16 protein-coding genes are annotated in these 19,803 nt (G+C 69.8%); 9 read left to right on the top strand and 7 right to left on the bottom strand.

Annotated elements, in window-relative coordinates:
- Positions 1-113: 113 nt before the first annotated feature.
- Positions 114-1,436 carry a gephyrin-like molybdotransferase Glp gene (gene glp, locus ACFVYF_RS11165; protein WP_389454251.1) on the bottom strand — a complete coding sequence of 441 codons (1,323 nt, stop codon included), beginning with the start codon at positions 1,434-1,436 and terminating at the stop codon, positions 114-116.
- Positions 1,437-1,440: 4 nt separating this feature from the next.
- The gene (gene galU, locus ACFVYF_RS11160; RefSeq protein ID WP_389454249.1) at positions 1,441-2,343 is read right to left on the bottom strand and encodes a UTP--glucose-1-phosphate uridylyltransferase GalU; all 903 of its coding nucleotides are present in this window, start codon (positions 2,341-2,343) and stop codon (positions 1,441-1,443) included.
- Positions 2,344-2,476: 133 nt separating this feature from the next.
- Here galU and ACFVYF_RS11155 point away from each other — a divergent pair, with 133 nt between their 5' ends.
- Positions 2,477-3,052 carry a 5-formyltetrahydrofolate cyclo-ligase gene (locus ACFVYF_RS11155; RefSeq protein ID WP_389454246.1) on the top strand — a complete coding sequence of 192 codons (576 nt, stop codon included), beginning with the start codon at positions 2,477-2,479 and terminating at the stop codon, positions 3,050-3,052.
- Positions 3,053-3,159: 107 nt separating this feature from the next.
- Here the strand turns inward: ACFVYF_RS11155 and ACFVYF_RS11150 are convergent, their stop codons facing one another.
- Positions 3,160-5,919, bottom strand: coding sequence for a penicillin acylase family protein (locus ACFVYF_RS11150; protein WP_389454243.1), 2,760 nt, complete (start codon positions 5,917-5,919; stop codon positions 3,160-3,162).
- Positions 5,920-6,165: 246 nt separating this feature from the next.
- Here ACFVYF_RS11150 and ACFVYF_RS11145 point away from each other — a divergent pair, with 246 nt between their 5' ends.
- The 6 genes from ACFVYF_RS11145 to mscL all read left to right on the top strand — a co-directional run bounded on the left by ACFVYF_RS11145 (position 6,166) and on the right by mscL (position 12,004).
- On the top strand, positions 6,166-7,683 hold the full coding sequence (locus tag ACFVYF_RS11145; protein WP_389454711.1) for a potassium/proton antiporter: 1,518 nt from the start codon (positions 6,166-6,168) through the stop codon (positions 7,681-7,683).
- Between the two features lie 270 nt (positions 7,684-7,953).
- Positions 7,954-9,222 (top strand): MFS transporter, encoded by a 1,269-nt coding sequence (locus tag ACFVYF_RS11140; RefSeq protein ID WP_389454240.1) that lies wholly within the window; start codon positions 7,954-7,956, stop codon positions 9,220-9,222.
- A 68-nt stretch (positions 9,223-9,290) separates the two neighbouring features.
- Positions 9,291-9,623 carry an FmdB family zinc ribbon protein gene (locus ACFVYF_RS11135; protein WP_389454237.1) on the top strand — a complete coding sequence of 111 codons (333 nt, stop codon included), beginning with the start codon at positions 9,291-9,293 and terminating at the stop codon, positions 9,621-9,623.
- Positions 9,624-9,698: 75 nt separating this feature from the next.
- The gene (locus ACFVYF_RS11130) at positions 9,699-10,598 is read left to right on the top strand and encodes an S-methyl-5'-thioadenosine phosphorylase (protein WP_389454234.1); all 900 of its coding nucleotides are present in this window, start codon (positions 9,699-9,701) and stop codon (positions 10,596-10,598) included.
- A gap of 278 nt (positions 10,599-10,876) precedes the next feature.
- Positions 10,877-11,407: a hypothetical protein gene (locus ACFVYF_RS11125; RefSeq protein ID WP_389454231.1), complete on the top strand. Its 531-nt coding sequence runs from the start codon at positions 10,877-10,879 to the stop codon at positions 11,405-11,407.
- A 126-nt stretch (positions 11,408-11,533) separates the two neighbouring features.
- Positions 11,534-12,004 (top strand): large conductance mechanosensitive channel protein MscL, encoded by a 471-nt coding sequence (mscL, locus tag ACFVYF_RS11120; RefSeq protein ID WP_389454228.1) that lies wholly within the window; start codon positions 11,534-11,536, stop codon positions 12,002-12,004.
- 52 nt (positions 12,005-12,056) lie between these two features.
- Here the strand turns inward: mscL and ACFVYF_RS11115 are convergent, their stop codons facing one another.
- The 4 genes from ACFVYF_RS11115 to pflB form a co-directional block, all read right to left on the bottom strand.
- A complete protein-coding gene (locus ACFVYF_RS11115) occupies positions 12,057-12,239 on the bottom strand; it encodes a hypothetical protein (RefSeq protein ID WP_389454225.1) in 183 nt (60 codons plus the stop codon).
- 40 nt (positions 12,240-12,279) lie between these two features.
- The gene (locus ACFVYF_RS11110; protein ID WP_389454222.1) at positions 12,280-13,728 is read right to left on the bottom strand and encodes a NarK family nitrate/nitrite MFS transporter; all 1,449 of its coding nucleotides are present in this window, start codon (positions 13,726-13,728) and stop codon (positions 12,280-12,282) included.
- 66 nt (positions 13,729-13,794) lie between these two features.
- Complete coding sequence (pflA, locus tag ACFVYF_RS11105; RefSeq protein ID WP_389454219.1) at positions 13,795-14,670, bottom strand: pyruvate formate-lyase-activating protein; 876 nt, start codon at positions 14,668-14,670, stop codon at positions 13,795-13,797.
- Positions 14,671-14,679: 9 nt separating this feature from the next.
- The gene (pflB, locus tag ACFVYF_RS11100; RefSeq protein ID WP_389454216.1) at positions 14,680-16,962 is read right to left on the bottom strand and encodes a formate C-acetyltransferase; all 2,283 of its coding nucleotides are present in this window, start codon (positions 16,960-16,962) and stop codon (positions 14,680-14,682) included.
- A gap of 228 nt (positions 16,963-17,190) precedes the next feature.
- On the opposite strand from pflB, the gene ACFVYF_RS11095 reads away from it, so the two are divergent.
- Together ACFVYF_RS11095 and ACFVYF_RS11090 are read left to right on the top strand one after the other, a co-directional pair.
- On the top strand, positions 17,191-18,414 hold the full coding sequence (locus tag ACFVYF_RS11095) for a low temperature requirement protein A (RefSeq protein ID WP_389454213.1): 1,224 nt from the start codon (positions 17,191-17,193) through the stop codon (positions 18,412-18,414).
- A 168-nt stretch (positions 18,415-18,582) separates the two neighbouring features.
- Positions 18,583-19,611 carry a P1 family peptidase gene (locus ACFVYF_RS11090; RefSeq protein WP_389454210.1) on the top strand — a complete coding sequence of 343 codons (1,029 nt, stop codon included), beginning with the start codon at positions 18,583-18,585 and terminating at the stop codon, positions 19,609-19,611.
- Positions 19,612-19,803: the final 192 nt, after the last annotated feature.

The following is a 19,803-nucleotide window of genomic DNA, read 5'->3' as shown; positions in this document are numbered from 1 at the left end:
CCCGGGACCGGCGGCTCGGCCGGGCAGGACCCTCCCGGGACCGGCGGCTCGGCCGAGCAGGCGCTCCCGGGGCGGGCGGCTCAGCCCGAGCAGGCTCTCCCCGGACCGGCCGCTCAGCCGAGCAGGACCACCTCGACCTCGGCACCGGGCTCGACCGAGGTGTCGTCCTCGGGGATCACGATCAGGGCGTCGGCATGCGCGAGCGCCGCGATCAGATGGGAGCCGGCGCCGCCGACGGGTGTCGCCTTCCCCTCCGCGTACGTCCCCCGCAGGAACTGCCGGCGGCCCGCGGGCGAGGTCAGCGCCTTGTCGACGCCGAGCGTCGCCCTGGTCGTGGGCCGGTGGACGTCCTTGAGGCCCATCAGCGTGCGGATCGCGGGGCGGACGAACAGTTCGAAGGAGACGTACGACGACACGGGGTTGCCCGGCAGCGCCAGCAGGGGCGTGTGCTCGGGGCCGATGGAGCCGAAGCCCTGGGGCTTTCCGGGCTGCATGGCGAGCTTGCGGAAGTCGATGCCGCTGCCCGCCTCGTCCTCGTCGCCCACGGAGGACAGCGCCTCCTTGACGACGTCGTACGCGCCGACGCTGACCCCGCCGGTGGTGACCAGGAGGTCCGCCCGGATGAGCTGGTCCTCGATGGTGGAGCGGAGGGTCTCGGCGTCGTCGGCGACCGCGCCCACGCGATAGGCGATCGCCCCGGCGTCGCGGGCGGCCGCGCACAGGGCGAAGCTGTTGGAGTCGTAGATCTGGCCGCTGCCCAGCGCCTCGCCGGGCTGGACCAGCTCGCTGCCGGTGGACATCACGACCACGCGCGGGCGCGGGCGCACGCGGACCGTGCCGCGGCCGATCGCGGCGAGCAGGCCGATCTGCGGCGGGCCGAGGATCGTGCCGGCCTCCAGCGCCCGGTCGCCGGCCTTCACGTCGCTGCCCTTCGCGCGTACGTGCGCGCGTGCCTCCGCGGGACGGTGGACGTGCACCTGGCCGGAGGCGCCTTCGGGGGCCGTGCTGTGGGCGCGCATCCCGGAGACGGCGCCCTCCCCGAGGCCGCCGTCGGTCCACTCCACGGGGACGACCGCCTCGGCGCCGGGAGGCAGCGGCGCGCCGGTCATGATGCGGGCGGCCTCACCGGGACCCACGTACGGCTGCTCGGCCTGGCCCGCCGCCACGTCGCCGACGACCGTCAGGACGGCCGGGTACTCCTCGCTCGCGCCCGCGACATCGGCGACCCGGACCGCGTACCCGTCCATCGAGCTGTTGTCGAACGGCGGCAGGGAGACCGGCACCGTGACGTCCTCGACCAGGACGCAGCCCTGGGCGTCGAGGAGTTGCAGCTCGATGGGTTCGAGGGGGCGGACGGTCGCGAGGATGTCCTCCAGGTGTTCGGTCACCGACCAGAGGTGGTCCTGGCCGGTGACGTGGGTCGCGGCGCTGCTCAAATTGCTACATCTCCTCGGCTACGTAACTGCGAAGCCAGGTCCGGAAGTCCGGGCCCAGGTCTTCACGTTCGCACGCGAGTCTGACAATGGCACGCAGATAGTCGCCGCGGTCCCCGGTGTCATAGCGGCGGCCCGTGAAGACCACGCCGTGCACCGGGCCGCCGACCTTCTCGTCGGTGGCGAGCTGCTGGAGGGCGTCGGTGAGCTGGATCTCGCCGCCGCGGCCGGGCTCCGTCTTGCGCAGTATGTCGAAGATGTGCGGGTCGAGGACGTAGCGGCCGATGATCGCGTAGTTGCTGGGGGCGTCCGCCGGGTCCGGCTTCTCGACCAGGCCGGTCACCTTCACGAGGTCGTCCTCGCCGGTGGTCTCGACGGCCGCGCAGCCGTAGAGGTGGATCTGCTCGGGCGCCACCTCCATGAGCGCGATGACGCTGCCGCCGTGCTGCTCCTGGACCTGGACCATGCGCGCGAGCAGCGGGTCGCGCGGGTCGATCAGGTCGTCGCCCAGCAGGACGGCGAACGGCTCGTGGCCGACGTGCGGGGCCGCGCACAGGACGGCGTGGCCGAGACCCTTGGGGTCACCCTGGCGCACGTAGTGCATGGTTGCGAGGTCGCTGGACTCCTGGACCTTGGCGAGCCGCCCGGCGTCGCCCTTCTTCTGGAGGGCCGACTCCAACTCGTAGTTGCGGTCGAAGTGGTCCTCCAGGGGGCGCTTGTTGCGGCCCGTGATCATGAGGACGTCGTCGAGCCCCGCGGACACGGCCTCTTCGACCACGTACTGGATCGCCGGCTTGTCGACGACCGGCAGCATCTCCTTGGGAGTGGCTTTGGTGGCCGGCAGGAACCGGGTGCCGAGGCCTGCTGCGGGGATGACAGCCTTGCTGATCCTGGGGTGTGACTCAGTCATGTCCGCAACCATATCCGGTGGCTATGTGCGGAAACTGAGGCTCCGGTTAATTCATTCTCATATGAGCGCATTACGAAAGGTACCGGAACGACCTGTGAGTCACCTGGGACGCGAGGCTGAGCCTGCCAAGGGAATGTTGCGACGAGAGATCCTCTCGGTGAGAAGCCGGTTGACGGCTGATGACGTGCGGGAAACAGCCGGGGCTCTCGCCGACCGGGCCCTGGAGCTGCCGGAACTGGCGCACGCGCGCACGGTGGCGGCGTACGTGTCCGTGGGGAGTGAGCCGGGCACCCTCGCGCTCCTGGACGCGCTCCACGCGCGCGGGGTGCGCGTGCTCCTGCCGGCCTTGATGGCGGACAACGACCTGGACTGGGGGGCGTACGCCGGGCAGGACGCGCTCGTTCGTGTCCAACACGGCGGGAAGATGGCCCTCTTGGAGCCGACGGGCGAGCGGCTCGGGCCGGCGGCCGTCCAGGAGGCCGACGCGGTCCTGCTGCCCGGCCTCGCGGTGGATGCGCGCGGGATGCGCCTGGGGCGCGGCGGGGGCTCGTACGACCGCGTACTGGCGCGTCTGGAGCGTGCGGGGGCCGGTCCCGCGCTGGTGGTGCTGCTGTACGACACGGAGGTCGTCGAGCGGGTTCCCGCCGAGGCGCACGACCGGCCGGTGCACGCGGCGGTGACCCCTGCGGGAGTACGGCGCTTCCGCTGACCGTCCTCGCGCCGGCCCCCACCGTGGCCGGCGTCACCCCTTCTGCACACGGACGAAAAGGGCCCTCCACGCACGCGTGGAGGGCCCTTTTCACGATCCGCCCGGCGTCACGGCTTCAGCAGCAACGTGTCCCTGGTGTCCCCGTCCACGGCCTTCTCGGAGAAGGACCAGGACAGCAGCTCACCCTTGACCCACTTGTCCGTCTGGTCGGTGTAGTGGGCGCTGTAGGCGTGCCCCGAGGCACCGGAGAGGTTGATCCACTTGGACTTGTCGAAGTCCCCGAGGTTGACCACCATGCGCATCGACGGGACCCAGACGACTCCGTAGCCGCCCGCCGCGTTCCAGCCGGTCGCGTTGACCGTCGCCTCGCCGCCGCTGAGCTTCCAGGGCCCGCGGTTGAGCATGTACTTCACGACGGCGGGACCGTCGGTGCCCAGCGTCTGGTTCTTCAGGAACAGGCGGTGCAGCCGGCCCCAGCTCCAGGTGTCGATGTCCTTGCCGAGCTTGGCGGTCAGCTCCCAGCGGGCGTCCTTCATGGCGCGGGCGAACAGCTGGTCGCGGTTGGTGACCTCGGTGTCGGTGCGCGTCTTGGGCGCCTTCCACCAGTCGTTCTTCTCGTCGTCGACGATCTTGCGGACCACCTCGAACCAGCGGTCGCCGCCGTCCGGTTGCGCCTGGTCCGCGTCACGCTGGCCGCACTCGCGCACCTTCTGGTCGTCGTCCACGGGGCCGGTGGTGTTGACCGGTTCGACGTACAGGCACTGCCCCTTGACCCGCAGTTCCTTGGGCAGCTTGTTGCCGAAGGCGAGCTTGAGGATGTTGCGCCAGGTCGCGTTGAAGTACGCGGCCGCCGCGGAATCGGCGTCCTGGGTGTAGTCCCAGCCCTCGAGGAGCTTCTGCGCCTCGCGCACGTTCTTGTCGGCGACGTCGATCTTGAGCAGCTTGGGCACCAGCAGCTTGGCGATCTCACTGCTGTTGTCGAGCTGCATCTGGCGCATGTCGTCGGTGGAGATCTTGCCGCCGCCGTCGATCTTCGTCTTGATGAGGTCGGTGATGCGCTGGCTGCGCGTGCCGTAACCCCAGTCCGTGGTCAGCGTGTAGGGGTACTTGTCCTTGTCGACGACGGCCTGGTTGGCCGTCACGATGTAGCCGCGCTCGGGGTCGTACTCGTAGGGCAGCGCGGACTGGGGGATGTAGCCGGTCCAGCGGTACTTGGAGTCCCAGCCGGGCGACGGGAGCGAGCCGTCGCCCTTGCCGCGCGTGGGGATCTTGCCGGGCAGCTGGTAGCCGATGTGGCCCTCGGTGTCGGCGTAGACCAGGTTCTGCGAGGGCACGTCGAAGGACTGGGAGGCCTTGCGGAACTCGGTCCAGTTGCTCGCCTTGTCCAGCTCGAAGACGGCGTCCATGGAGTTGCCCGGCTGCAGCGCGGTCCAGCGCAGCGAGATGCCGTAGCCGTCCCCGCGGTCGGGCGCCGCGCTGTCGACGGTGGCCTTCTTGCCGACCTTGACCAGTTCGTCGTCGCGGTCGGACAGCAGGGGTCCGTTGTTGGTCTCCCGGACGATGATCGTCTTGCTCTTGGCACCCGCGATGTTGATCTTTTCCTTGCGGGTCGTGAAGGGCAGCACCTTGTCGTCGTACTGGTAGCCGTCGCCGGTGAGCTTCTCCAGGTAGAGGTCCGTGACGTCGACCCCCGAGTTGGTCATGCCCCAGGCGATGTCCTGGTTGTGGCCGATGACCACACCGGGCATCCCCGCGAAGGTGTAACCGGACACGTCGTACTGGCACTTGTCGCTGACGCTGCGGCAGTGCAGCCCCATCTGGTACCAGACCGACGGCAGCGACGCCGACAGGTGCGGGTCGTTGGCCAGCAGTGGCTTGCCGGTGATGGTGTGGTCCCCGGAGACCACCCAGGAGTTGGAGCCGATGCCGTTGCCGTTCACACCGACGGCCGTCGGGACGTCGTCCAGGACGTCGTAGAGGCCCGACAGCTGGCTCTGCAGGCCGTTCGGAGCCGTGGTGTTCCCCGCAAGCCCGGTGCCCGCCGTGGACCCCGTGGAGCCGCCGCCGGCGGTGCTGCCGCCCTGGGCGTACGACCCGGTGGCGCTGTCGTACTGACCCTCCTGGACGATCGTCTTGTTCCGGCTGTACGGGTACTCCGGGTACAGGTCGGCGATCTGCTTCGGGCCCAGGCGGCTGGTCATCAGGGAGCGGTCGATCTCCTCCTGCATGTTGCCGCGCAGGTCCCAGGCCATCGCCTTGAGCCAGGCCACCGAGTCGACCGGGGTCCACTCCTGGGGCTTGTAGTCGTTCCTGAAGCCGAGGGCGGCGTACTCCAGGGAGATGTCCGCCCCGTCCTTGCCCTTCAGGTAGGCATTGACCCCCTTGGCGTACGCCTGGAGGTACTTCTTCGTGGCGGGGGACAGCTTGGTGTCGTACTCCTTCTGCGCCACCCGGTCCCAGCCCAGGGTGCGCAGGAATTCGTCGTCCTTGACCTGGCCCTTGCCGAACATCTCGGACAGCCGGCCCGAGGTCATGTGACGGCGGACGTCCATCTCGTAGAACCGGTCCTGCGCCTGTACGAAGCCCTGCGCCATGAACAGGTCCTCGTCCGAGGAGGCGTAGATCTGCGGGATCCCGTAGCTGTCACGCTTGACGTCGACGGGTCCTGACAGACCGTCGAGCTGGATCGAGCCCTTCGTCTGCGGGAAGGAGGCACGGACGGTGCTGATGCTCCAGTACGCGCCGTAGGCGACGCCTCCGACGAGGGCCAGAACCAGAACGATCACGAGCAGACGGGCTCTGCGCCCCTTCTTCCTGCCGGACTTGCCGGGCTTTTGGCCGGAAGAGGCGGTGGTGTTGGGGGGCATCGCTGTCCTTGCTGTCCTAACGCGAGCGGCAGGCGGGGCTGTGCATTTGACTGAGCGCTGGAGCAACCATAGGCGCAGGGCCAACCGCGCCTTGACGCGGAGTCGGCAACCCAGCAGTACGGGCGTTCGATCTTGCACCTGGAAGTGTCAAGAAATCGTCAAGAGTTAGGTAAGGTAACGAAGTACTTGAGTTCGTAGTACGTGAGCTCGCGCCTGAAACGCGTGAGCTAAGGAAGGGAACGGCCGCTGACTGTCCACCACCTCAACCAGCTCCTGCTCGTCTGCTCGCTCGTCCTGCTCATCGCGGTGGCAGCGGTTCGCATCTCGTCGCGCAGCGGGCTCCCCAGCCTGCTCGTCTACCTGGGCATCGGCGTCGCCATGGGCCAGGACGGAATCGGCGACATCCACTTCAACAGCGCCGAGTTGACCCAGGTCATCGGGTACGCGGCCCTGGTCGTGATCCTGGCCGAGGGCGGCCTCGCCACGAAGTGGAAAGAGATCAGACCGGCCCTGCCGGCCGCCACCTCACTGGCGCTCGTCGGCGTCGCGGTGAGCGTCGGAGTGACGGCCACGGCCGCCCACTATCTGATCGGGCTGGAATGGCGGCAGGCGCTCATCATCGGGGCGGTGGTGTCCTCGACGGACGCGGCGGCGGTCTTCTCCGTACTGCGCAGAATTCCCCTCCCCGCGCGCGTGACGGGTGTCCTGGAGGCCGAGTCGGGCTTCAACGACGCTCCGGTGGTCATCCTGGTCGTCGCGTTCTCCACGGCGGGCCCGGTGGAGCACTGGTACGCGCTGCTCGGCGAAATAGCCCTGGAGCTGGCCATCGGCGCCGCCATCGGCCTCGCGGTGGGGTGGCTCGGCTCATGGGGACTGCGGCATGTGGCGCTGCCGGCCTCGGGCCTCTACCCGATCGCGGTCATGGCCATCGCGGTCACGGCGTACGCGGCCGGGGCGCTCGCCCACGGCAGCGGCTTCCTCGCCGTCTATCTCGCGTCCATGCTGCTCGGCAACGCCAAGCTGCCGCACTGGCCCGCCACGCGCGGCTTCGCGGAGGGCCTCGGCTGGATCGCCCAGATCGGCATGTTCGTACTGCTCGGCCTGCTGGTGACGCCGCACGAGATGGGCGACGACATCTGGCCCGCGCTGGTCATAGGCCTGGTGCTGACCATGGTGGCGCGGCCGCTGAGCGTCGTCCTCAGCCTGATGCCGTTCCGGCTGCCCTGGCAGGAGCAGACGCTGATGTCCTGGGCCGGGCTGCGCGGCGCCGTGCCCATCATCCTGGCGACCATCCCGATGGTGAGCGGCATCCAGGAGAGCCGCCGGATCTTCAACATCGTCTTCGTCCTGGTCGTCGTCTACACACTCATCCAGGGGCCCACACTCCCCTGGCTGGCCCGCAAGCTGCGACTGGGGGCCTCCGCGGGGCCCGCCGACCTGGGGATCGAATCGGCGCCCCTGGAGCGGCTGCGCGGGCATCTGCTGTCCGTGGCGATCCCCAAGGGGTCGCGGATGCATGGCGTCGAGATCAACGAGCTGAGGCTGCCTCCCGGGGCCGCCGTGACGCTCGTGGTGCGCGAGGGCACGTCCTTCGTGCCGCTGCCCACGACCGTGCTGCGGCTCGGGGACGAGCTGCTCGTCGTCGCCACCGACCCGGTCCGGGACGCGGCCGAACAGCGGCTGCGCGCGGTGGGTCAGGGCGGCAAGCTGGCCGGCTGGCTGGGCACGGCGGCCAACGGGACGGAACACCAAACGCGACATTAAGGGACGATATGCATTCGCAGGCGAGCAGCGCCACGGTGCTCGTTTTCACAGGCGTCCTATGCCTTCACCCCTGTACGATGAAGGCATACTTTGATCGAACCAACTCTGCTTGATCGAACCAACTCTGCCTGACGCAGAGCTGGCGCGACCGTATGGCGGCCGGGACGCCCTCCCGCAGTGGGCGCCGGTATCTACCGCAGTTCCGCGCAAGAGGACAGCTCTCGGCACCCCCGCACGGGCGCGCTACCAGGCGGCAGAAAGGCACGGGCCGTGGCATCCACGGTCACCTCCCGCCCGGGATACGGACAGCTGCTGCGCACCCGCGGCGCCTGGACGTTCCTGCTCCCCGGCTTCGCCGCGCGACAGCCGTTCGCGATGCTCACCATCTCCATCGTGCTCCTCGTCCAGCACACCACCGGCTCGTACGGGGCCGCGGGCGCCGTCGCGGCCGCCACCGGTGTCTCCATGGCGCTGTTCGCGCCCTACAGCGGACGACTCGCCGACCGCTACGGACAGCGCGCCGTCCTGCTGCCCGGTGTCCTCGTGCACACCCTGGCCGGCCTCTCCCTGACGGCGCTCGCGCTGACCGGCGCCCCCTTGTGGGCCCTTTTCGTGGCGGCCGTCCCGACCGGCGCCTCGGTGCCGCAGATCGGTCCCATGGTGCGCGCCCGCTGGGGCGTGAAGCTCCAGGACTCGCCCCTGATGACCACCGCGGCCGCCTTCGAGTCCGTCACAGACGAGCTGACCTTCGTATTCGGCCCGCTGGTGGCGACCGCCCTGTGCACCGCCCTGGACCCGGCAGCGGGCCTGCTGACCGAGTCCGCGCTGACCCTGATCGGCGGGCTGCTGTTCGCGGCGCAGAAGAGCACGCAGCCCGCCGTCGCCCCCTCCGGCACGGGGCACGCACGCGTGGAGCGCGTTTCCGCGCTGAGCGTCCCCGGGGTGCGCGTGCTGATCGTGGCCTTCCTGGGCATCGGCTCCGTCTTCGGCGGCATGCAGGTCTCACTCGCCGCGTTCAGCGAGTCGATCGGCGAGCCCGGCCTGAACGGCGTCCTCTACGGGATCTTCGCCGCGGGCAACATGCTCTCCGGCATCGTCTGCGGCGCCGTCGCCTGGAAGGTGGCTCCGCAGCGGCGCCTCGTCCTCGGGTACGCGGCGCTCGCGCTGACCGCCTCGGGGCTGTGGGCCGCCCACTCGGTGGTCGTGCTCGCCGGCATCGGCCTGCTGGTCGGCATGTGCATCGCGCCCGCCCTGATCACCGGCTACACGCTCGTCGAGAGCCTGGTGCCGGCGAACGCCAGGACCGAGGCCTTCACCTGGCTGACCGGTGCGGTCGCGCTCGGCCAGGCGGCGGCCGTCACGGTCGCCGGACAGCTGGAGGACCGCCTCTGGGACGGCGCCGGATTCCTGGTGCCGCTGGCCGGCACGGCACTGGCTCTGGTGACCCTCGTGGCCCTGCGTTCACACCTCGCGCCGCGCTCGCGCACCCGCACGGTGGCACGTGGCGTCGGTCACCGCATGCCGGTGACGGTGGACTGATCCCGAGGAATACGTCACTATGGACCGTCGTTAGCACTCACTGAGTGAGAGTGCCAGGAGGAAGACAAGTGCCGACGTACCAGTACCAGTGCACCGAGTGTGGCGAGGGCCTCGAGGCGGTGCAGAAGTTCACGGATGACGCTCTGACCGAGTGCCCCAGCTGTGAGGGACGCCTGAAGAAGGTGTTCTCTGCGGTCGGCATTGTCTTCAAGGGCTCCGGCTTCTACCGCAATGACAGCCGCGGTTCGTCGTCGAGCGCCAGCCCGGCCTCGTCCACGAAGACGTCGGGTTCGTCGTCCGACTCGAAGTCGACGTCCTCGTCGGACTCGAAGTCGTCGTCGAGCGGCTCGTCCAGTGGGTCGTCGAGCGGCTCCTCCTCGGCCGGCAGCACCGCCGCGTAAGGCTTTCCTGCGAGACCCTGTCGTCCTGTGACGGCGGGGTCTTCGGCGTTTCCCGCCCCGGCTAGGGTGCGGGTCATGGCGAACACGGAGAACGCACAGAGCCCGGCGGGTGCGGTGGCCCCGGCGCAGACAGCCCAGCCGTCGGTCACGGCCGAGATCGGGGTCATCGGCGGATCGGGTTTCTATTCCTTCCTCGACGACGTGACCGAGGTCCAGGTCGACACCCCCTACGGGCCACCCAGCGACTCCCTGTTCCTCGGTGAGATCGCCGGCCGGCGGGTCGCCTTCCTCCCCCGCCACGGCCGCGGCCACCATCTGCCGCCGCACCGCATCAACTACCGTGCCAATCTCTGGGCGCTGCGCTCCGTCGGCGTACGCCAGGTGCTCGGCCCCTGCGCTGTCGGCGGCCTGCGCCCCGAGTACGGTCCCGGGACCCTGCTCGTACCGGATCAGCTGGTCGACCGTACGAAGGCCCGGACCCAGACGTACTTCGACGGACTGCCGCTGCCCGGCGGCGATGTGCCGAACGTCGTGCACGTGTCGCTGGCCGACCCGTACTGCCCCACCGGTCGCGCGGCCGCACTGAAGGCGGCGCGCGGGCGGGACTGGGAGCCGGTGGACGGCGGCACCCTGGTGGTCATAGAAGGGCCGCGGTTCTCGACCCGGGCCGAATCCCTCTGGCACCAGGCGCAGGGCTGGTCGGTGGTCGGCATGACCGGTCACCCCGAAGCCGCGCTCGCCCGTGAACTGGAGCTCTGCTACTCGTCGATGACCCTGGTGACCGACCTCGACGCGGGCGCCGAGAGCGGCGAGGGCGTCTCGCACGAGGACGTGCTCAAGGTGTTCGCGGCGAACGTGGACCGGCTGCGCGGTGTCCTCTTCGACGCGGTCGCGGCCCTGCCCTCGAACGATGCGCGGGACTGCCTGTGCACGACGGCGCTGGGCGGGATGGATCCGGGGTTCCCGCTGCCGTAGGGGTGGGGGCGGGGTGCCGGTGGCCGACGGGGGCGAGTGCCGGCCGGGCCGGCCGGGTGTCGTCGGGGCCGGGTGTCGTCGGGGGCGGGGTGTCGTCGGGGGCGGGGTGCCGTCACGGCAATGGCACGTCACGCTCGGGCCGTCCGTAGAGCGGAACGTCCCGTTCGGGTGAGGGAGTTGTCCACAACCCGTCGGTCGTCCACCGGCTCCGGCGGGCTTCGTCACGAGGCCTCATCGTGGGATCGCAAGCCGATCTCTCGTCGCAGGTGGTGGCACCCATGGCTCAGCTCTCCCCTCTGGTACGCCCGTTGGGCACGGACGCACCGCCCACGTGCGACGTCCCGCATTTCGCCCCCGTGCGGGTGCGATCCGGGAAGCTGCCGTTGCGGCGTCTGTTACGGCATCGAAGGCGGGCCCTGGCGGCCGGGCTGGCGGTGACGGCTGCCGCGCTCGTCGCGGCGGGTCCCCGGCACGCCGGCCGGGCGCGGGAGCTTCCGACCGCCGCCTCTCCTCCTTCCGCCGCCGCGTCCGTCCGTGAGCGGCGCGCGGTCGAGATGGTGACGGCGCCGGTGCGGATCGCCGACGGGGCCACGGTGCGCCTGCTGCAGCCGGGCGACCGGGTGGACGTGGTCGCGGCGGACAACGCTGGTGCGGCGCGGGTGGTCGCGGCCGGGGTGCGGGTGACCGATGTGCCGGATGTCGGTGCTACCGAGACGGGCGCACTGGTGGTGCTGTCGGTCCCACGGTCGGCGGCGGCACGGCTGGCCGGGGCGGGCGCCACCTCTCGGCTGGCGGTGACCCTGTGCTGAGCGACGAAGGGATGTCAAGGCCTTCGATCGAGGGACCCAATTGGACAGGTCCGGCACGCCCTGACGTAGGTTGCGGAGCTGTTTGTTCCACAGCTTGTTCCACAACGCGCGCAGAGGGGCCTCTTGGTGATCGAGAAGAAGGAGCCGAGCATCTGGGAGGGCTTCAAGGCCTTTCTGATGCGTGGAAACGTCATCGATCTGGCAGTCGCGGTAGTCATCGGCGCGGCGTTCACGAACATCGTCAGCTCGGTGGTGAAGGGAGTCATCAACCCCCTGGTGGGCGCGATCGGCACGAAGAACCTCGACAGCTACAACTCCTGCCTCAAAGCCCCCTGCACCGGCAGTGGCGACACCGCGAAGGGCATCAGGATCATGTGGGGCTCGGTGCTGGGCGCCACCCTCACCTTCGTGATCACCGCGGCCGTCGTGTACTTCCTGATGGTCCTGCCGATGTCCAAGTACCTGGCCCGGCAGGAAGCCCGCCGCAGGGCGAAGGAGGGCACGCAGGAGGTGCTGGAGGTGACCGAGCTGGAGCTGCTCAAGGAGATCCGCGACGCTCTGGTGGCCCAGCGCGGCTCCGGGCACAACGAGCCGTAGCAGCGGGCCTCCGCCTGGCCGGACGGGCATGGACCCGTCCGGCCGGTCACGCTCAGATGTGGTGGGGCGGCTTCTCGTCGAGGAACCGCTTCAGGTCTGCCGCGCTGTCGCTGTCGGCACCGGGCCGCTCACCCCACCCGCGGTCCGTGTCGTCCGAGGACTGCTGGCTCAGCGGGTCGTCGAAGACCAGCGCCGGCTTCGGATCGCGCGGTTCGGGGGCGGGGGCGTCACTCATGCGTCCAGGGTACGCCGCGGGGGTCGTGGACCGGCCCGGCTCAGCTGGGCGCCTCGGCGCCGGGGCGGGCGTAGAACCACCAGCAGACGACGAGGCAGGTGGCGTAGAAGCCGATGAACAGCCACAGCGCGCTGGTGACGGAGATGTTGGCGAACATCGCGGGGATGAAGAAGAACCCGTAGGCGGCGATCGCGGCGGAGAAGCCGCTGACCGCTCCGGCCTCCATCTCGGCCTGCTTGAGCGCGGCTTGCTGTGCCTGCGGGCCTTGGTCCGCCGCGTTCTTCAGGTGCTGGTCCCGGAAGATCACCGGGATCTGGCGGAAGGTCGAGCCGTTGCCGACGCCGGAGAAGGCGAACGCACACAGGAAGCCGACGTAGAAGGCCCAGAAGCTGCCCTGGTCGCTGCCGGACGGCAGCGCGTTGATCACCACGACCAGCGAGGCGGCCATGCCGACGAAGGACACCAGGGTCACTCGGGCGCCGCCGATCTTGTCGGAGAGCCAGCCGCCGGCCCAGCGCATGAGGGCGCCGATGAAGGGGCCGATCCAGGCGTAGGTGGTGGCCTGGTAGCCCTGGTCGGCGAAGTTGTTCTTGATCAGCATCGGCAGGGCGGCGGCGAATCCGATGAACGAGCCGAAGGTGCCGACGTAGAGCCAGGTCATGAGCCAGTTGTGCTTGCGCTTGAAGATGATCTTCTGCTGACTGAAGGGGGCTGCGGCGACCTTCAGGTCGTTCATGAAGAACCAGGCGAGCAGGGCCATGATCACCAGGAGCGGCACCCACAGGAACGCGCCGTTCTGCAGCCAGACGTCGGTGTTCTTGACCGTGTCACGCTGCGGGCCGCCCGCCGGTGCGCCGAGGACGGCCGCCGTGACGACCAGCGGGGCAACCAACTGGACCACGGAGACACCGAGGTTGCCGAGTCCGCCGTTGAGGCCGTTGGCGCTGCCCTTCTCCCGCTTGGGGAAGAAGAAGCCGATGTTCGCCATGGACGACGAGAAGTTGGCGCCGCCGATGCCGCAGACGGCGGCGATCAGGGCCAGTTCCCAGTACGGGGTTCCGGTGTCCTGGAGCGCGAAGCCCAGCCAGAGCATGGGGGCGATCAGGATGAGCGTGGAGAACGCGGTGAACTTCCGCTCTCCGAAGATCGGCCCGATGAACGTGTAGAGCACGCGGAACGTTCCGCCGGTGATGCCGGGTATGGCGGTCAGCCAGAACAGCTGGGAGGTGGAGAGGCCGAAGCCGACATCGTTGAGGCGGACCGCGGTGACGGACCACACCTGCCAGACGACGAAGCCGAGCATCAGCGCCGGGATGGATATCCAGAGGTTGCGGTTGGCGACCTTGCGCCCGACGGACTGCCAGAAGGAGTCGTCCTCCGGCCGCCACTCGTCGATCGTCGATCCGGGCCGGTAGGTGTCGTTCCCGGACGCGGTGGGGGCGGCGGGCGCGGACGTGCGGGAGGGGCCGCCGTAAGGGGACGGGCTCATGGGGTCACCGTAGGGACGGCGCGGTCCGGTTGCCTGTCCTGTAGGCCGTTCGAGTGTCATTGGGTGCTACACCGCCTTCAGGCCATGGGCCGTGAAGATGTCCTGTGCCACGACTGTCTGCTCCGGAGTCGGGGACGGGGTGTCGTGCAGGGAGAAGGGCATTCCGAGGGCCTGCCACTTGGCCTCGCCCAGCTTGTGGAAAGGCAGGACGTCGACGCGCGAGACGATGCCGAGCGAGGCGGCGAAGGCGGCGACGCCCTCGATGTTCGCGGGGTCGTCCGTGAGCCCCGGTACGAGCACGAAACGGACGTGCGTCTCCTTGCCGAGGCCGGCCAGGCGGTGGGCGAAGTCGAGGGTCGGCCGGAGGGGCCGCCCGGTGACCTTCTTGTAGGTCTCGCGGTCCGAGGACTTGATGTCGAGCAGCACCAGGTCGACATCACGCAGGAGGGCGTCGGTGGCGCGGACGCCGAGGAAGCCGGAGGTGTCGAGGGCGGTGTGCAGTCCGAGTTCATGCCGGAAGCGGTGCAGCAGTTCGCCCGCGAAGACCGGCTGCAGAAGGGGTTCGCCGCCGCTGACGGTCGCACCCCCGCCCGCGGCCGCGATGAACCGCGTGCACTTGCCGGCCTCGGCGATCACGTGGTCGGCCGCCGTCCGCCTGCCGCTCCGCATCCGCCAGGTGTCGGGGTTGTGGCAGTACAGGCAGGTCAGCGGGCAGCCGGCGAGAAAGGTGACGAAGCGGGTGCCGGGGCCGTCGACGCCGGTCGACAGGTCCCAGGAGTGGACGGAGCCCTCGACGGGGCGGCGGGTGGCCGCGGCGGCGGGGGTGACCGCAGCCGTGGCCGCAAGGGCCGCGGAGCCGGTACGGGTGCGCCGGCCGGCCGGTGCCGATCCCGGGGCCGGGGTGGGTGCCGCGGCCGGTGCGGACTGGAGCAGGGCAGTCATCGGGACCTCTCAGAGGGCGCCGTGGAAGGTGCGGTTGATGACGTCGAGCTGCTGCTCGCGCGTGAGGCGGACGAAGTTGACCGCGTAGCCGGAGACCCGGATGGTCAACTGCGGGTAGTTCTCCGGGTGTTCCATGGCGTCCTGGAGTGTCGCCTTGTCGAGCACGTTGACGTTCATGTGGAAGCCGTCACTGGCCATGAAGCCGTCGAGGACGCCGGCGAGGTTGACGATGCGCTCCTCGGGAGTGCGGCCGAGCGCGTCCGGGGTGATGGTGTTCGTCAGCGAGATGCCGTCCTCCGCGTCGTCATACGGAAGCTTGGCGACGGAGAGGGCCGAGGCGATGTAGCCGTGCTCGTCGCGGCCGTTCATGGGGTTGGCGCCGGGGGCGAAGGGGGTGCCGGAGCGGCGGCCGTCGGGGGTGTTGCCGGTCTTCCTGCCGTAGACGACGTTCGAGGTGATGGTCAGCACCGACTGGGTGTGCACCGCGTCGCGGTAGGTGGGGTGCTGTCGGACCTTCTCCATGAAGTGGTGGACGATCCACTGCGCGAGGGAGTCGGCGCGGTCGTCGTTGTTGCCGTAGGCCGGGTAGGTGCCCTCGGTCTCGTAGTCGACAGCGAGGCCCGTCTCGTCCCGGATCACCCGCACGCGCGCGTGCTTGACGGCGGAGAGGGAGTCGGCGGCGACCGACAGACCCGCGATGCCGCACGCCATGGTGCGCAGGATCTGCCGGTCGTGGAGGGCCATTTCGATGCGCTCGTAGGCGTACTTGTCGTGCATGTAGTGGATGACGTTGAGCGCGTGGACGTACGTCCTGGCCAGCCAGTCGAGCATGGCGTCGTACCGGGCGAGGAGGTCGTCGTAGTCGAGGTATTCGCCGGTGAAGGGCTCGAAGCCGTCGACGACGGTCTTGCCGGACTTCTCGTCGCGCCCGCCGTTGATGGCGTACAGGAGGGCCTTGGCGACGTTCACGCGGGCACCGAAGAACTGCATCTGCCTGCCGACGGCCATCGCGGAGACACAGCAGGCGATGGCGGTGTCGTCCCCGTACTTGGGGCGCATCAGGTCGTCGGACTCGAACTGGAGGGCGCTGGTGTCGATGGCGACCTGGGCGGCGTACGCCTTGAAGGCCTCGGGCAGCCGCTGGGACCAGAAGACGGTGAGGTTGGGCTCGGGAGCCGGGCCGAGGTTGTAGAGGGTGCGCAGGGCGCGGAAGGTGGTGCGGGTGACCAGCGGGCGCCCGTCCTCGCCGATGCCGGCCATGGACCAGGTGACCCAGGTGGGGTCGCCGGAGTAGAGCTCGTTGTACTCGGGAGTGCGCAGGAAGCGGACGATGCGGAGCTTGATGACGAAGTCGTCGATGAGTTCCTGGGCGGCGGACTCGGAGAGCCGTCCCGCCTCGATGTCCCGCTGGAGGTAGATGTCGAGGAAGGCGTCGATGCGGCCGAGGGACATGGCAGCGCCGTTCTGCTCCTTCACGGCGGCGAGGTAGGCGAAGTACAGCCACTGGACCGCCTCGCGGCCGGTGGTGGCGGGTCCGGAGATGTCGTGGCCGTAGGAGCGGGCCAGGGACTTGAGTTCGGCGAGGGCCCGGATCTGCTCACAGACTTCCTCGCGTTCCTGGATGACATCCGCGCTGGGCCACTCGGTGTCGAGCTCGGCCTTGTCGGCCCGCTTGGCCTCGATGAGGCGGTCGACGCCGTACAGGGCGACCCTGCGGTAGTCCCCGATGATGCGGCCGCGGCCGTATGCGTCGGGCAGGCCGGTGATGATGCCGGAGGAGCGGCAGGCGCGGATCTCCGGGGTGTAGGCGTCGAAAACACCGTCGTTGTGGGTCTTGCGGAGGTGGGTGTAGATGTCGCGGACGGCGGGGTCGGGCTCGTACCCGTAGGCGTTCAGGGCGGTCTCGACCATGCGCCAGCCTCCGTTGGGCATGATGGCGCGCTTGAGCGGGGCGTCGGTCTGGAGGCCGACGATGAGATCGAGGTCCGGGTCGATGTAGCCGGGCGCGAAAGCGTCGATGCGGGACGGGGTCGACACGTCGACGTCGTGGATGCCGCGCTCGATCTCGGCCGGGAACATGGCGAGGAGCTTGTTCCAGACCTTGGCAGTGCGCTCGGTGGGGCCGGCGAGGAACAAACCGTCGCCCTCGTACGGGGCGTAGTTGTGCTGGATGAAGTCGCGGACATCGATGGCGTCGCGCCACAGCCCGCCCTTGAAACCGTCCCAGGCCGCCCCGTGGACCGTCGGGTCCGCCGTGGCTCCGGTCGTCTTTTCCGCAGGAGTGGCAGTCATCGCGCGCACCTTCCGCTTCGCTCGGTCGCTACGCCTCCATTGCACGCCCGCGAGGAGGCCATGAGCGGCCGCATTGGTCCCCGATCGGAGACCGGAGGTCCTTGGCCCTGGCGGGCACGACGCCCCCTACCTCGCCTGGCCTGGCCTTTTCTGGGGGACTTTGGACCCAAGTCCGCTTGTGAACGCATTCACAAGAATTTCCGGAGCTTTTCTGCTGTGCTTGGCTCCATGACGACCAGTTCCGCTTCCGAATCCGCTCCGGAGCCGCGGCCGGCCGGCGGTGGGCCGTTGCGTCCCATGACCGCCCGCGGCCGTGGCGAGGCCCACCGGGTCGCGTCGCCCCTGGAGCTCTTCTTCGACCTGTGCTTCGTCGTGGCCATCGCCCAGGCCGGCGTTCAGCTGGTGCACGCCGTCGCCGACGGGCACACGGGCGAGGGCATCCTGAACTACGCGATGATCTTCTTCGCGATCTGGTGGGCCTGGATGAACTTCACCTGGTTCGCCTCCGCGTACGACAACGACGACGCCCTCTACCGCGTCGTGACGCTGGTGCAGATCGCCGGTGTGCTGGTGCTCGCGGCCGGAGTGTCGCGAGCGTTCAACGACCACGACTTCGTGGTCGTCTGGCTCGGCTACGCGATCATGCGGTTCGCGATGATCGCCCAGTGGCTGCGCGCCGCGCGGTCCGCCGCGGGCCCCGAGAGAACCACGGCACTGCGGTACGCCGGCGGTGTGCTGCTGTGCCAGATCGGCTGGCTGGGCCTGCTCGTCCTGCCCGAGCACGGACGGCCGTGGGTGTTCCTGGTGATGGCGATCGCCGAGCTGTGCGTCCCGCTGTACGCGGAGAAGGACACGACCACGCCCTGGCATCCGCATCACATCTCCGAGCGGTACGGCCTGTTCACGATCATCGTGCTCGGCGAGACGATCGCCGCGGCCACGGTCGCCGTGAAGTCGGGCCTGGACGAGAACGACGCCCTGGGCGAGCTGTTGCCGATCGCCGCGGGTGGGCTGCTGATCGTGTTCGCCGCCTGGTGGATCTACTTCGTGGTGCCCATCCACGGGCATCTGCGGTCCAACGGGCAGGCGTACCTGTGGGGTTACGGCCACTACCTGATCTTCGCGTCGGCGGCCGCGATCGGTGCGGGACTCGAGGTCGCCGTGGAACAAGCGGTGGGGAAGGCGCACATCTCGACGCCGGCCGCGTCCGCGGCGGTGACGCTGCCGACCGCCTTGTACTTCCTGACCGTATGGGTGCTGCACTCGCGCCATTTCAAGGTGGGTATCACTCAGCAGCTCGTCCTGCCGACGGCGGCGCTGCTGGTCATCCTGTGCACGTTCCTGGGTGACTGGGCGGTCCTGACGGCGGGCATCGTGTCGGCACTGGCGGTGGCCGTCGGGGTGACACTGACGTCGCGGATGGTCGGGCGGGAGAAGACGCGGACCGAGTGACGCGCGGGCCCGCGTGGTGGGGATCGGGATCTGTCCGGCGCGAGAACGGTCCGGCGCGAGACCCGCGTGGAGGGGACCCCTTCCGGCACGAGAACGGTCCGGCGCGAGACCCGCGTGGAGGGGGCCCCTTCCGGCACGAGAACGGTCCGGCGTGGGGAAACTGAGACCATGACTGTTGACGCTCTGACGGATGTCGCGGGCCTGCGGGTGGGACACGCGACGCGCACCGGCGACGGATGGCTCACCGGCACCACTGTCGTGCTCACCCCGCCGGGTGGCGCGACCGCGGCGGTCGACGTGCGCGGGGGCGGACCCGGCACCAAAGAGACCGACGCACTGGATCCGCGCAACCTGGTGCAGAAGGTCGAGGCGATCGTCCTGACCGGCGGCAGCGCCTACGGGCTGGACGCGGCGTCGGGAGTGATGGCCTGGCTGGAGGAACAGGGGCGCGGAGTGCGCGTGGGAGCCGACCCGGCGCACGTGGTGCCCGTCGTACCCGCTGCGTGTGTCTTCGACCTGGGGCGCGGTGGCGACTTCCACGCGCGCCCCGACGCGGCGACTGGCCGGGCCGCGGTCGAGTCGGCCGACGCGAGCCGGCCGGGCGCTCCGGTGCCCGAGGGATGCGTGGGCGCGGGCACGGGCGCGGTGGTCGAACAGATCAAGGGCGGAGTCGGTACCGCGAGCGCCGTACTCGACTCCGGGATCACCGTCGCCGCGCTGGTGGTGGCCAACGCGGCGGGTTCGGTCGTCGAGCCGGAGACAGGGGCGCTGTACGGGGAGTTGCTGCTCGGCCGTACGACGTACCCGTCGGCCGGGGCGCACGCGGCAGCCCAGCAGCATTTGGCCGGCCTCGCCGCGGAAAACGCCCCTCCCCCGCTGAACACCACACTCGCCGTCGTCGCCACCGACGCCGATCTCACGCGCGCGCGTGCGCAGAAGCTCGCGGGAACGGCGCACGACGGCATCGCGCGCGCCGTACGCCCGGTGCACCTGCTCAACGACGGCGACACGGTGTTCGCGCTCGCCACGGGTGACCGGCCGCTCGCCACCGGAAACCCCCTCGCGCTCAACGAGATCCTCGCCGCGGGCGCCGATGCGGTGACGCGGGCGATCGTACGGGCGGTACGGGCGGCCGAGTCGGTGGACGGGCCGGGCGGGGCGTGGCCCTCTTACGAGGAGCTGTACGGGCGGCGGTAGGAGAGCTGTTGGGGGCAACCCGCGGGATGTCGTCCGGCAGGCGGGGGCGTGTCGTGCGGTCGTCGGAGAGGGCGGCTGCGTACGGCAGTTGGCGGGTGGGTGATTGTCCCGGTTCTGTCACGTGATGGCGTTCGCCGCGGCTGGAGGGAACCCTTCGCGCCGCGGCGCGCTCTTTCTCCACGCACTGGAGCG

It is taken from the genome of Streptomyces sp. NPDC058274, from assembly GCF_042881375.1.
GTDB lineage: Bacteria > Actinomycetota > Actinomycetes > Streptomycetales > Streptomycetaceae > Streptomyces.
Note: the sequence above shows the minus strand (reverse complement) of the source record. Positions and strands in the feature narration are given on the sequence as shown.

Coding starts and splice junctions, on each gene's coding strand:
- galU (WP_389454249.1), bottom strand. CDS start 2,343: ATGACTGAGTCACACCCCAGGATCAGCAAGGCTGTCATCCCCGCAGCA.
- ACFVYF_RS11155 (WP_389454246.1), top strand. CDS start 2,477: ATGTTGCGACGAGAGATCCTCTCGGTGAGAAGCCGGTTGACGGCTGAT.
- ACFVYF_RS11150 (WP_389454243.1), bottom strand. CDS start 5,919: ATGCCCCCCAACACCACCGCCTCTTCCGGCCAAAAGCCCGGCAAGTCC.
- ACFVYF_RS11130 (WP_389454234.1), top strand. CDS start 9,699: ATGGCGAACACGGAGAACGCACAGAGCCCGGCGGGTGCGGTGGCCCCG.
- ACFVYF_RS11125 (WP_389454231.1), top strand. CDS start 10,877: ATGGCTCAGCTCTCCCCTCTGGTACGCCCGTTGGGCACGGACGCACCG.
- ACFVYF_RS11115 (WP_389454225.1), bottom strand. CDS start 12,239: ATGAGTGACGCCCCCGCCCCCGAACCGCGCGATCCGAAGCCGGCGCTG.
- ACFVYF_RS11110 (WP_389454222.1), bottom strand. CDS start 13,728: ATGAGCCCGTCCCCTTACGGCGGCCCCTCCCGCACGTCCGCGCCCGCC.
- pflA (WP_389454219.1), bottom strand. CDS start 14,670: ATGACTGCCCTGCTCCAGTCCGCACCGGCCGCGGCACCCACCCCGGCC.
- pflB (WP_389454216.1), bottom strand. CDS start 16,962: ATGACTGCCACTCCTGCGGAAAAGACGACCGGAGCCACGGCGGACCCG.
- ACFVYF_RS11095 (WP_389454213.1), top strand. CDS start 17,191: ATGACGACCAGTTCCGCTTCCGAATCCGCTCCGGAGCCGCGGCCGGCC.
- ACFVYF_RS11090 (WP_389454210.1), top strand. CDS start 18,583: ATGACTGTTGACGCTCTGACGGATGTCGCGGGCCTGCGGGTGGGACAC.